Here is a 13,953-nt window from a genome sequence, read left to right as displayed (position 1 = left end):
TGTTATCTTATCTGGAGCTGAAGTATGATGGAAGTATAAGTCATCAAGTGACATGGTTGAAAAAGCAAAGCGACGATGATCCTTTAACAATAAAAGAGATGATGATCAATACTTCGAATAAAATATATAAGTTTGAAGCTGAAATGAGAGAATGATGTATTTTTACTCACAATGGAATATCTAAGAAATTAAAATCGAAAAATAAAGATAGTATGAAAAAATTGACTTTCAGTTTTGTCTTCGTGTGTATGTTTCTCTTATCTTATGCGCAGGATATAAAAGAGACGGTATTGTATAAAATAGTAAGTCCCACGGGATTGGTGCTTGATAATAAGTTAGATCCGGCAAATCATTCGCCGCTTTATCTCGAAAAAGAATCAAAAGCAAAAGGTCAATATTGGCGTTTTGTAAAAAACGGAGATGCTTATGTCATCTATAATCCTTTTTCAGGAAAGAGTTTTGATATAGGAGCATCGGGCGAAAGGAATAATACGCTTTCTGTGTGGGACTATAGTAAAACGAACGAGAATCAGCAATGGAATCTTGTAAGTAAAGAGAATAACCTTTTTGAAATAAAATCGAAAAAAAATAATTTATTTATATCTGCAAAAGATGGAAATACGCGAAGAAACACGCTTTTATTGAAAGCCACCGAAGGGATAACATGGAGATTGAAGGCTACCTCAGAAAAGATGCCTGCGGAAAATATGCATGGAAACCATGAATGGGAAAATGAAGAGATCTTTGGCGTAAATAAAGAACCTGGCCATAGCACCTATATTCCTTTTCCTACAATAGAAAGTTTGAAAAAAGACGAATATTTTGATAAACCATGGTTACAGCCGTCTTCTTCATACTATCAGTTGTTAAGCGGTAACTGGAAGTTCAATTGGGTAAAGCAACCATCAGAGCGACCCGTTGATTTTTACAAACAGAGCTATGATGTATCGTCATGGAAAGAAATAGCTGTACCTTCCACGCTGGAAATGTTGGGATACGGCACTCCTATCTATACAAATATAACTTATCCGTTCAAGAATCAACCCTCTTTGATCCTGCCGCAAAAAGGATATACAAATGAAAAAGAACCGAACCCTGTAGGTTCATACAGACGCAATTTTAGTATACCTGCCGATTGGGACGGGAAAGAGATATTCCTTCATTTCAACGGTGTTTACAGTGGTTTTTATGTATGGGTAAACGGACTGAAAGTGGGTTACAGCGAAGGCGCTAATCTGGATGCTGAATTTAATATCACCAAATACGTGAAGCCCGGAGAAAATATGGTGGCTGTAGAGGTTTACAAATGGACGGATGCCAGTTATATAGAAGACCAGGATATGTTTCGTCTGAGCGGTATCCATCGCGACATTTATGTATATGCCACACCCAAAATGCATATCCGTGATTATTTTCTGAAATCGGAATTCGATGGCGATAATTTTAATGCGGCAACATTCTCTATAGATGCAAGTATAAAGAACTATGGCACAAAACAAGCTAAGAATTCGACAGTTGAAGTTCAGTTGATTGACCCTTCAGGTAAATTAATCAATACACTGACGCAAAATGTAGATCCGTTAAAAGGAAATACAGAGCAATCATACCTTATGAAAACGTCGGTTGCAAAACCGTTGCTATGGTCAGCAGAGAAACCTAACTTATACAGTGTGATTGTTTCGCTGAAAGATGAAAACGGGAATGTAACGGAGGCCATGGCATCCAAATTCGGATTCAGAAAAATAGAGATCAAGAATAAAAGGGTATATATCAACAATGAACAGGTCTTCTTTAAAGGAGTAAACCGTCATGATATGCATCCAAAATACGGAAAATCGGTACCCGTAGAATCTATGATGCAGGATATATTAATGATGAAACAGCATAATATCAATACCGTACGTACGAGCCACTATCCTAATGATTCGAGAATGTATGCCATGTATGATTATTATGGGTTGTATATAATGGATGAAAATGATCTGGAGTGCCATGGAAATCATAGCTTGAGCGACAGAGAGTCCTGGCAACCTGCCTATTTGGATAGAATGACACGTACTATTCAGCGAGACAAAAACCATCCGGCTGTCATCTTCTGGTCGTTTGGCAATGAGAGCGGAGCAGGTTCGAACTTTGTTGCCATGCAAGCATTAGTAAAGAAAATAGATCCTTCGCGCCCAACGCATTACGAAGGATATAACGGGGTGCCTGATATAGACTCGCACATGTATCCGTCTTTGCGGTCAATGAGTGATTTTGACCAACGGGAATCAGACAAGCCTTATTTCTTGTGCGAATATGTCCATTCTATGGGTAATGCTCCCGGAAATATCGCCGAATATTGGGATTATATCGAAAACAAATCGCAGCGCATGATCGGTGCTTGTGTTTGGGACTGGGTAGATCAGGCCTTGAACAAAGTAGGCGAACCCGAAGATCACTACTATTATGGCGGTCAGTTCGGAGAGTCTCCCACCGATGGCGATTTTTCATGTGACGGGCTTACGACCCCCGACAGACGGGTCACTGCAAAACTGATTGAATTGAAGAAGGTATATCAGTATATCAAATTCCGAACATTGGCACTCAATAGTGGCAAAGTGGAGATTACCAATAAGTATGATTTTACGAACTTAAACGAGTTCAACCTTATCTGGTCTGTATTAAAAAATGGCGAAGTGATTGAGTCTGGAAAGATAACAGATTTGGATTTGGCTCCAAACGAAAAGGAAACGATAATTATTCCATATAAAACAAAAGTGGAAGGAGACAATGAATATTTCCTGAATATCCGCTTCGAGAAAAAAGAGGCTACCAACGCATTGCCAGCAGGTCATGTTGTGGCAAGTGAGCAATTTGCATTAAACAGTCGTCCACTGGTTCCCGCCGTAGATTTATCATCTTTAGGACAGTTATCAACCCAATCGCAGGGAGATAATTTAACGATAAGCGGAACCGATTTTAAAACCGTATTCGATATGAAAAATGCAGTGATAGTCTCATTGCAGTACAATGGTAAGGAGTTGGTTCAAAACGGAAAAGGCCTGTCCTTAAACTGGTATCGCAATATAAATAACGACCGGTATGCGGATCAGAATTCTTATGCGACGGCTTACGATGTACAGGTGGGCAGTTATAAAGAAGATGTTACGAGAAAATATGTAACCGTTTTGATAGATATGAAAGCCTCCATACAGTCTCCAACGCCGGTCGTTTTAGACTATACGCTGAAATATACAGTTTATGCGGATGGTACAATCGATGTGGATGCAAGTTTTGTGAAACCCAATAAGGCAGATATCATCAGACGTTTAGGCCTGCAACTTGTGTTACCACAAGATTTTGAACAAATTAATTATTACGGATACGGACCATTGGAAAACTATATCGACCGTATGCAATCGGCTTATGTCGGACTATATGCTACCACCGCTACGGCTATGGGCGAAGAAGAACATTATATGCGTTCGCAAAGCATGGGCAATCGCGAAGATGTACGTTGGGTATCGTTTGTGAACAACAATGGACAAGGGCTGAAAATAACGGCCAAAGACAGATTAGGATTCAGTGCCATGCATTACTCTGATGAGGACATCTGGAATGCGCTGAATGATTTTGCCTTGAAAAGTATTCGCAAACCGGAAATCTACGTCAACTTAGATTGTAAACAACAAGGATTAGGAAATGCCTCGTGTGGGCCTATTCCTTTGGATAAGTATATGATTCCGGTAAATACGCCGCAACATTACTCATTCAGGATCCAGCCGCTAAAATAAGTGTTCTTATTATAAGTTGTAGCCAATTTGTATAACTGAGTTAAGAATTAAAACAGCATCGACACAAGTACGGATGCTCTTTGATAGAACTTTTAATAGAAGTGTTTTAACCATGATGTGGATAAAAAAATAAAACCATTGAAATGACACAGATTAAAATGAAAATTATTTATATAGCTGCAGTAATACTTTTGCTGGGGGAGTCAAATTATTCGAATGGGAAAAATAATTTGAAACAAAAAGGTGTAATAGCTATAAATGCTTCAGATTTTTTGAATAGTATAGGTGCCGTATCGTCTGTAACTCGTAGAGGCGAAACGCTTGAAGGAACGATAGACGCTTTAAAGTATACAGGATTGCGGTGGTTGCGGGCAGGCTACGAAGACAATGCGCCGATTTCTGATTTTTTGGAAGTACATAAGCAAACCGGTGTACTTTTTAGTTATGGCTTACTGAGCGGTCATTCGGATATTCAACGACTATTAAACGGTTCCAGGCAACTGTCCGAAAAAGGTGCATTGCTGGCGTTAGAAGGCTCGAACGAGCCAAATAACTGGAGTTTAGAGTATAATGGAGAAGTCGGTGGTCATGATAAATCGTGGATACCGGTTGCAAAATTACACCGGGATTTGTATGCAGCAGCTAAAAACGACCCGGTGCTAAAAAACTATCCCGTCTGGGCAACAACGGAGATGGGAGCAGAGATAGACAATGTCGGACTACAATTCTTAACAATTCCTGAAGGAGTTAATACACTGATGCCGGCAGGAACAAAGTATGCTGACTATGCTAATTGTCACAATTATGTATCGCATCCCAGTTGGCCGGGTTTACATGATAACCAGACATGGCTGAGTTCCAGTCCTGGTAAAGACTGTCCGGTTGACGGGCTGTATGGCAATTTTGGTTTAACATGGAGAAATAAATTTCAGGGATATTCGGAAGACGAACTCCTCACACTGCCAAGAGTTACGACAGAAACAGGCTATGCTGTTAATGAAAAAGATGGAGTAGATGAAGAAATTCAGGCACGTTTATATCTAAATCTGTATCTATCCCAATACAAACGAGGATGGAAATACACGGCAGTGTACCTATTGAAAGGTAGAGCCAACGAACCCGAACATGAAGCATTTGCATTCTATACGCTCGATTACAAACCAAAGCAGGCAGCTCATTACATGCATAACTTCACAACGATACTTGCTGACAATAAGAAAATAGATAGTCCGGAAAAGTTTGATTATTTTATTCCGAATCAACCGAGCACTACCCATGATTTATTGTTGCAGAAAAGCAATGGTCGTTTCTATCTCGTATTGTGGGGCGAGAAATTTGCAAGTAAAATAGCCGATAATATTAAAATTGAATTAGGTAAGAATTATAAAACCGTAAATATTTATGATCCTACCACCGGAACTAATATTGTGAAAGAATTGAAGAATGTTTCTACTGTAGATATTTCGCTTACAGATCATCCTATTGTTTTAGAAATCCAGAAATAAAAACCACATATAAAAAAATTCCTTGCACTATCGAAATCTTTGTTTATCATAGGTAAAGCAATGGGGATTTTCCATTGCTTTACCTGGATTAAAACAATTCAGGATAATACTCCTTAATTAAAGATATATCATTAATGCTAAGTTCTTCAATAAGTTTGGGTTGGTCTTGCGGACGTAGCCCCTTTTGATTCATGACATTTATCAGGCTCCAGTCTTTCTCCGGCCGTTCGGGTGTGGAATCGATAGGCTCTTTTGCTGTCAGATCATACCGGGTAAAATCAATGACATAAGCAGGAGAACCTTTTTTATGCCAGTCGCGAAGCAATGCCAAACGGAATTTCTTATTCATAAACCATTTAATTTCAAGGTTATTATAGGAATCTCCCAATCCTGATCCTCGTTCAACAAACTTATAATTCCAGTCATTTGTTTTATGCTCAGCCCGCCAAATATTCCCAAACTCACCAAAACTGACGAAATGGGTATCCGGCCATCTTTTTTTAGTATCGGTCACCCACATTTCCATCGCCTTGCAAATAAAATCTTTCCCAAACTCATGTACCATTTGGGCCTCCCAAATATTTGTAACCCAGCCGAAGCCATTTAACTCAAATCCTTTATCAAAATGAATTGCTTGCGTATGCATCACTTCACGATGACCGAGATCAAGCCCCCATCCCTTGTAGGTTTCAATAGGGCCAACCCCACGACGGCTATTATATCCCTCAATTCCATGACCGATTTGCCCGCTTTGCCGCCCACAAATAAAGTCTAGCGTCCAGCCGTCCAGATTCACACAATCAATAAAATCATCTTTTCCTTGTGCCGGTTTGCAGAAATGCTCTATTGAAGGATAAAACGGATAAGAGGGAGATCCGTCTGCTCCGCCCCCATCGATATTATGTTGACTCCAAATGACGGCATGGGCTGTATGAATGTGCTCTTTTTCCGCCAGATATTTAAGATTAGCAGCAGAGAGAAAGCCTCCTATTATTGATTGCGGACGATAATTATTACCAACCATTTTAGAGATAATTTGTATGGCCTCCGACATTTCCCGGTTTATTCTTTCGCGAGGAAGGTACATAGCAGGGAAGTATCCCGGAAAATAAGAAACCTCATCTCCATATTTCTTTTGGCAAGCTACGACATATTCCCGTATCTCCCTGAAATTTTTACGCGGATCTTCGAGTGCATTCATGGTGAAACCCCAGGTTAACCTTCCGTCCGGATTGTTTTTGGCAAAGGCCTCCCGCAGCGCACGTACACCCTCCAATGTATGCCAATCCCCTTCATCGCGGGGATGAAGCTTCACATCCCTTGAAACTTCCCACGGAGTGGTACGAATCATTATACAAAGAGTAACAAAACGATTTCCGTTCAACGTAATGGGTATTTGCTCGTTCTTTACTGGTTTTAAGGAATTTGCAATGCCGCATCCAACCCAAAATAGTGCAACGAATAAAATCAATTTCTGTTTCATAATCGGGTTATTTATTAGTGCAATCGATGGACAGCTCATTTTTTGCAGGAATCAAACGGAAAATAGAATCACCTGATCCATTCTCAATCGAACCCTTGAGACAGCTTATTTCATATTTATAATTCTGGAACTCTGCTTTTATTTGTTTATTTCCAATAGATTGAAATGGCAGTTCTTTCCCTTCGGCCGTCTTGAGTTCAAGCATCCATTTTAGACCTTTCTCTTTCGGTTTACATGAAACATCGAACCGGTCTTCCCTGAATACTATTTTGAAAGCATTTCCATTCTCATCTTTGCATTCGACTTGTAATCTGTCTTTCGATGGCTCCGTTACTACCGGAGCATTCAATCGTATTTCCTCTTTCGACCCATCATTCTTTATTTTCATAATCCGCAGACCGGCTCTGTCTCCAGTCGTACTCCACATAAATCCGTCAACAACAGGAAGTGTATAATAAAAAAATTGACTTCCTATCCCCTCTTTTTCATAATATGCTGATTTGAATTTCTCATCAAACAGGTGTATATCCCGAAAACGGAAAGACTTGTTTTCCCATAATAAATTAACCCGGTAATAACGGCTATTGAACCAAACTGTTTTCCGCCCTTCATCCCGGATATCCTGAAGGGCAATAACTGCCGTAGCAGGAGTCACCGTAAAATGTTCTTTAAACCAACGCCCGGAATGTTCCAACGTTTCAATTTGTATTTTATGGTTTCTACTGAGTGAATCAAAGAGATGAAATTGTCTTGCCAAACCCAGCTTCATCGCTTTCCATGTAAACGAGTTTTCCTGTCCGGCCTGTGCGTAATTGAAAGCCAGGGAAGGCTGATTCACGATCGATTCTAAATAATACCTGATCCAACGTTCATCCATCCCGGACTCCTTATAGACCGGTTCCAAAGATATCACTCCTTGCCTGCTGTTCCCGAGACCTGCATCATACTGATAAATAGGATCACTTCCCAGCATACGGAAAATAGGTACGGGTATTTGGCTTTGCGCATTTTGAGCCGGCATATAAGCATTGACTTTGCTGGGATAATAAGCCTGATTCCAATAACCTCCCCATAAGGTATAGCCATCTGTTCCCACCTGATCTTTGCAGTTGCAGGAAGCAACTATTCCGTATTTCTCATACATATATTCCAAGGTGTATGAATCAATAAACCATGAACCAACCGACTTCGGGTAATATCCGTAAATTTCTTTGAACTTAGTCATATATACGTCTACCAGCTTTTTCCGTTCAAGTCGTGTGTATCCGGTAGTAAAAGCAATATTTGCATGCGAAACCCATGAATGCTCTCCACGCCATTTTATCCCGGCATCCTCCACATGTGGCTGTGTAATTTCCCACCAGGCACCGATTTCACATTGTTCGCTTAGTTCGGATTTCATAAGTTCCTGGTATTTGGGATTTATAAGGGCATCGTATTGGAATAAGAATGTGCCAGGAAATCCATACTTATTCAATAGTTTTATCTGTTCATGTACCGTTTCAAACAAAAGACTGTCCGCGTTTTCTACCCGGTAATCCGTCTGCCGGATAAAATTGATAATATTAATTATCCTCGGAGAGGCGGATCGTTCTTTTTCTTGTGCCGGTAAGGGCATCGACAAAATAAAGCAACCCGTGAATAACAATGCAATGAGAACTGTAACCTTCTTTAATTTCATAAGGTAAATATATTAGGTCTTTATATTATTTTAAAATTACGCATTAAAAGGGCTCTATCCTATTAAACGATAGAATCATATCAATAAAAAAAAATGTTTGAACCGGCAAGGATTTGTCTCTAAGAGGTAAAGACCTTGCAAGTTTTGTTTTATTCAAGATCCACTGAAAAGAATTCAAAGCAGAAAGAGCTTTTGCAAAAAACATACGCACTTTCCTCCGAAAACGTAGTTGCTTTTTTCCCAAAAATCAACATTATCCAACGATATAGGCATTCCTTCTCTTCATTAATAAGGGATGCGTCAAAAGTCATCGCTTATCAACTAAAAAATTGATAGCTATGAATGAATTCAGTCATAACTATGAACAAACGCAATCATAACTATGAATGCGTACATTCATAGTTATGAATTTTTGCAGGATTTCCTTTTAACACAGCTTCATCCTGATAATCTTAAGGACTAAACCCACAAGATAAGCTTTTTCCCTGACGAATCACCAGCCCGGATTATTGGGTAATAAATTCGGATTCAGGTAAATCTCATTTAAAGGTAATGAATAATAATAGTTTTTCGGGTTTGTAAAGGAACGGTTTGTCTCGCTTTCAATAATAAGGAAACCATTCGCATCTACAATTCCGGGATTACCACTGTTTAGCACATGTTTTTCTTCATATTCAGTACCTTTATATTTAATACCCTTCAAAGCACTTACCAACTCGGTTTCAGCCGTTTTCCAGCGTCTGAGGTCATCTCTTCTAAAACCTTCGAAAGCAAGTTCAATAGTGCGTTCCCGGCGTATTTCAGTCTGCATATCCAGGCCATTCGCTTGTACAAAAGCATTTGTCAGAGGTGGCATCTCTATGCCTTTACGAGAACGGACGACATTAATTGTTTGTTGTAATACCTGATCTGTAATCGCATCATTTTTTTCAAAAGTAGCCTCAGCCAGGATTAGCAAGACTTCTGCATAACGGATTACATGATAATCGTAGGTTGATTCATTAACTCCCGTTTGCGCTTCTCCCATTAATTTCCAAAGTTTATATCCGGTACGTGTTTCCGGCCGGGTAGTAAACTCAGGTGCACAGACTAAATTACCATCCTGTGGACTGATATAAGCGGTGCCGGGTATAAGAAATGTCTGAAACATACGCGGATCACGATCTTGGAACTCATCCGTCATCTTTTGATAACCATGAAAACCAGAGCCTGCATGTTCGATAGGCAAACCGGTTGTTTTAGAAAGATACATACCTGCCAGTTTTTGGGTCGGCGTACCTCTTTGTCCCCAATAGACGCCATGCGCATTAGAATGCATACGAATATCTTTTGCATAACGGCTCGACAAAATATCCTCCGGAGAGTCATCCCCTTCTTCAATGAACAAACGGCGATAGCTTTCCGATCCAGCCCCTTCAAACAAAGCATATTCGTTACTGGCTCTTACTCTTTCGGCCGCTTGTATCGCCTGATCCAATAATTCTTTATAATCAGAACGGTGCTTGTGATACTTAGCCCACGTACCGGAGAACAGGGCGACTCTGGCTTTTAAAGCAAGAGCGGCTCCCTGTGTGAGGCGTCCTTTTTCATCCGTTCCAAGCTCACTTTGCAGCGGTAGTTTACTATAAATATCTTCCAATTCGGAAAGTATAAAATCTTCTACCTGATTTTGCGGATCTCTCTTCCCATATAATTCCGGAGAGTCGATTGTCAACACTTTCGTGATAATTGGAACATCCGTATACTTCTTCATCATTCGCCAAAGTGCATAGGCTCTAAAAAAGCGGGCTTCCGCAACATAACGTTCTATTTCGGAGAAATCCCCCTTATAAGCCTCGCTTTTTTCAATAATCTTATTGCTGTTACGCAAATCTTCCAAGCGTCCGTTCCAACCATCCGAATCTTCATTCTCAGCAGTCAGCGTACCATTACTGACCCTATCACCTTCCTGTCCGTAAGCAATGTCGCTATCCGTATCTTTTGTTTCGAAAGTTTCCATTCTTTCGTATAAAAGATTAGCAGCTTTCATATAGTCGCTGGGGGTTTTCCAAAATTGTGTATCGGTTAAATCATCTTTTGGATACAAATCGATGTCTTGACAGCTTGTCATAAGAAGTAAGGCTGTCGTAATCGTAGATATGATAAATAATATATATTTTTTCATCTTAATATGCTTAATAATGATTTAGAAAACGACATTAACGCCAAATGAATAATAGCGGGCAAACGGATAACTGACATAACTGCCTCCGTTTTCCGGATCCCAACCGCCGGGAGCATTATGGATTTCAAAAAGATCTTCACCACTAAAATAGACTCTTACCTTTTCCATCTTCCACTTCAGTGTGTGTATTTTGGGGATCGTATACCCAATTTGCAGGTTCTTTAATCTGATATAAGCAACGTTATGCTTAGTATTTGTTGATATGGCATAATTATAGTACTTCTTGTTGTCATTTGTTATTGCAGGATATTTGGCATCCGTTCTTTCAGAAGTCCACGTTTTCCCATACCAATATTCAGCGGATTGATACCAGGGAGCATAAAAAGGCATGCTTGCCTCTCCCTCTAAAAACATAGTTCGTTTACCAACTCCTTGGAAAAAGGCGCCAAAGTCGAAGCCTTTATAATCGGCATTCAGGTTCAATCCAAAATTATATCTCGGATTTGTATTCCCTAAATAGACAACATCACCTGATCCCTCTTTTCCATCTCCCAGCACAGTCAGATTGCCGTCTCCATCCAAATCCTTGTATTTAGCGTCCCCTACCTTCACTTCACTTTGAATGATGCCATATTTAGGAAACAGCGCCTTGTAGGCTGCCAATTCTTCTTCGTTCTGAATAATCCCATCGAACACATAACCAAAATAAGAATCCATTGGATAACCTTCGGGTGTTTGATTATTCCCCAGCACAATAAGACTACTTCCGCCGACATCCGTCACTTTATTTTTGGCATCGCTCAACGTAGCCCTTACAGAGTAATTCAACCCTCCGACCTGATCTCTCCATCCCAAAGAAATTTCCCAGCCCTTTATTTCCAGTTTTCCATCATTTGTCGTTGGAGGAGCAATACCTAATGCTGCAGGATAGGCAATAGAAATCAACATATTTTTGTTTGTCTTCCAGAAATAATCGAATGAACCGTACAGCCTGTTATCCAATACACTAATATCCAAACCGAGGTTTTTAGAAACAATCGTCTCCCAAGTACGTGAAAGAGAAACGAGATTTGACTGTTTCGCCATTTGTCCTTTTTGCCCGGTACTGAAGGGATAATAACTCCTGCTTATATTTATTAACTCTATATAGTCATAAGGACCTATATCCGATTGATTTCCCATTTCACCATATGAACCTCTCAACTTCAAGTCATCAAATAGGTTCAGATTTTTAATGAAAGACTCTTCCCCTACTCGCCACACAAGGTTAGCTCCGGGGAAGTATCCCCATCGTTTGCTTGGATCAAAACGGGAACTTCCATCCGCACGTAGGGTTGCTTCTACAAGATATTTGTTAGCAAAACCATAGTTTAAGCGGGAAAAGAATGAATTGATCGTCCAGGCATTTCCCTCACTTGAAGCTTCCTGATCCTGAGGACTACCTAAACCAACCGGCATCGATTCCTGCTGGTCAAAGTTTATTCGTTTTGCCCAGAACTTATCATAATCATTCGATTCACTAGCCGCTCCGGCCATTGCACCAACATCATGCGGCCCGAATGTTTTCTTGTATTCGGCATATAATGTGAAGTTTTTTGAAAGATTCTTCGCATAATTGCGTTCTGCACTATTTGGTTTTCTGGCTATTCTATGATTCACATTATCCCAGTTATAACTATAAAGCATCTTCATTACGGAATACTTATCTGCATCCTCTTTCCGAACAACAGCACGTCCGATAATATTTAAACCTTCAACAACATTCCATTTTAAAGAAGTATTAAACGTGAAATTCCCGGAAGTCAAATTACTTTCTCCTCCGTTTTCCAATACCTGAGCAGGGTTATCAAATCCTTCGAAGGTATAGAAATTGCCGGCCGGATTATACATGGGAGCCCAACTGCGTGTCTTATAAATCAGTTCCCATATATTTTGTCCTTCGCTGATAGCCGACGAATAATTTCTGCTGCTTGCCTCATAGGATAGATTTAAGTCATAATCCAGGTTCTTCAATAATTGGATATTGGATTTGGCACGCACGAAATAACGTTTATTATTATCCGTACCAAATTTCGGCAATCCTTCTTCACGCTGATAGCCGAGCGATAGCAAATAAGAATATTTTTCTCCACCTCCTGTAAAACTGACATTATAGTTTTGAAGATTTCCATTACCAATTATCATTTTGTTCCAATCCTGGTTTTTATAAAACTTAGGATAACCGGACCATCTCCCCCAATTAGAAACAGGTAATACAAGATCACTCCCTTCAGCTATTAGTTTCAACTCATCCTGGGTATACTCAATAGGAAAAGAACCGTCTGTAATTTCCAAAGCCATTAATGCATGTTGATATAGGTTTGCCGGTTTCTTTATTAGAGCCGGTTTCTTAGTCGAATAATAAGCATCTACAGCTATTTTCAACTTTTGGCTTTTAGAAGGATTCTTAGTAGTTATCAGTATAACGCCATCAGCTGCACGAGCTCCGTAAATTGCAGCCGTTCCATCTTTTAGTACGGAGACATTCTCGATATCTGCCGGATTAATCGTACTAAGATCCCCTTCCGCTCCGTCAATCAAAATCAACGGAGAGCCACCATTTATCGAAGATATATCCCGAACTCGGATAGTCGGCTTTTCACCGGGTGCACCACCGCCACGGATGATTGTTAATCCCGGCACTTCGCCTTGTAGGGCGCTGGTTGCATTCGCAACAGGCCTTGACTCGAAAGTCCGGGCATCTGTCGTCGAAACCGCTCCTCCTAAATTCACCCGCTTCACGGTACCATAACCAATTACGACTACTTCATCAAGCAGTTTATTGACCGTTTGAAGTGTTACATCAATTGAAGATTGTGAACCTACCGGCATTTCTTGCGAAGTATATCCGACATACGAATATACAATCACAGCATCATTATTCGAAACACTCAACGAATAACGCCCGTTGATATCAGTTGAAGTAGCATTCGTGGTTCCTTTTTCTACAATGCTGACTCCAATAAGCGGTTCATTCGTTCCGGCTTCCGTAACTATACCGGTTACAAACTTCTTGCTCTGATTAATTCCTTGTTGATCGTTGGCTTTGAAGATTATGATGGTATTATTCTCCACCTCATAGTCCAAATTTTGGTTTTTCAAGGTGATTTCAAGAACTTTTTCCATCGCTGCTTTCTTGACATTCATTGTCACACGCGTATTTTCATCAAATTCATCGTTATTATAAAGAAAAGCGTAGCCGGTTTGTCTTTGGATTTCGAGAAGAACATCCTTTGCAATCGCATTTCTAACATTCATACTTACTACCGTGTTTTGTGAAAAAATATTGGCAGCAGAGATAAAAA

6 protein-coding genes are annotated in these 13,953 nt (G+C 40.0%); 2 read left to right on the top strand and 4 right to left on the bottom strand.

The annotated features are described in order from the left end of the window. The first annotated feature begins 212 nt into the window (after nucleotides 1–212). Together BQ8014_RS08395 and BQ8014_RS08390 are read left to right on the top strand one after the other, a co-directional pair. Nucleotides 213–3,776 (top strand): glycoside hydrolase family 2 TIM barrel-domain containing protein, encoded by a 3,564-nt coding sequence (locus BQ8014_RS08395; protein ID WP_080903982.1) that lies wholly within the window; start codon nucleotides 213–215, stop codon nucleotides 3,774–3,776. Nucleotides 3,777–3,919: 143 nt separating this feature from the next. Next, nucleotides 3,920–5,281, top strand: a complete 1,362-nt coding sequence (locus BQ8014_RS08390; protein WP_080903981.1) for a glycosyl hydrolase — start codon at nucleotides 3,920–3,922, stop codon at nucleotides 5,279–5,281. 88 nt (nucleotides 5,282–5,369) lie between these two features. Here BQ8014_RS08390 and BQ8014_RS08385 read toward each other — a convergent pair whose 3' ends face one another. The 4 genes from BQ8014_RS08385 to BQ8014_RS08370 form a co-directional block, all read right to left on the bottom strand. Further along, a complete protein-coding gene (locus BQ8014_RS08385; protein WP_080903980.1) occupies nucleotides 5,370–6,764 on the bottom strand; it encodes a DUF3863 domain-containing protein in 1,395 nt (464 codons plus the stop codon). A gap of 7 nt (nucleotides 6,765–6,771) precedes the next feature. Next, entirely contained in the window at nucleotides 6,772–8,445 is a 1,674-nt protein-coding gene (locus BQ8014_RS08380) for a hypothetical protein (RefSeq protein WP_080903979.1), read from the bottom strand. Between the two features lie 493 nt (nucleotides 8,446–8,938). Continuing rightward, nucleotides 8,939–10,609, bottom strand: coding sequence for a RagB/SusD family nutrient uptake outer membrane protein (locus BQ8014_RS08375; RefSeq protein WP_080903978.1), 1,671 nt, complete (start codon nucleotides 10,607–10,609; stop codon nucleotides 8,939–8,941). 21 nt (nucleotides 10,610–10,630) lie between these two features. Next, complete coding sequence (locus BQ8014_RS08370) at nucleotides 10,631–13,906, bottom strand: TonB-dependent receptor (RefSeq protein ID WP_234998015.1); 3,276 nt, start codon at nucleotides 13,904–13,906, stop codon at nucleotides 10,631–10,633. Between the last annotated feature and the right edge of the window lie 47 nt (nucleotides 13,907–13,953).

It is taken from the genome of Parabacteroides sp. Marseille-P3160, from assembly GCF_900162725.1.
Classification (GTDB): domain Bacteria; phylum Bacteroidota; class Bacteroidia; order Bacteroidales; family Tannerellaceae; genus Marseille-P3160.
Note: the sequence above shows the minus strand (reverse complement) of the source record. Positions and strands in the feature narration are given on the sequence as shown.

Bases quoted from the DNA above. Each gene is read 5' to 3' on its own strand.
- BQ8014_RS08375 (WP_080903978.1), bottom strand. From the start codon at position 10,609: ATGAAAAAATATATATTATTTATCATATCTACGATTACGACAGCCTTA.
- BQ8014_RS08385 (WP_080903980.1), bottom strand. From the start codon at position 6,764: ATGAAACAGAAATTGATTTTATTCGTTGCACTATTTTGGGTTGGATGC.
- BQ8014_RS08370 (WP_234998015.1), bottom strand. From the start codon at position 13,906: ATGAATGTTAGAAATGCGATTGCAAAGGATGTTCTTCTCGAAATCCAA.
- BQ8014_RS08380 (WP_080903979.1), bottom strand. From the start codon at position 8,445: ATGAAATTAAAGAAGGTTACAGTTCTCATTGCATTGTTATTCACGGGT.
- BQ8014_RS08390 (WP_080903981.1), top strand. From the start codon at position 3,920: ATGACACAGATTAAAATGAAAATTATTTATATAGCTGCAGTAATACTT.
- BQ8014_RS08395 (WP_080903982.1), top strand. From the start codon at position 213: ATGAAAAAATTGACTTTCAGTTTTGTCTTCGTGTGTATGTTTCTCTTA.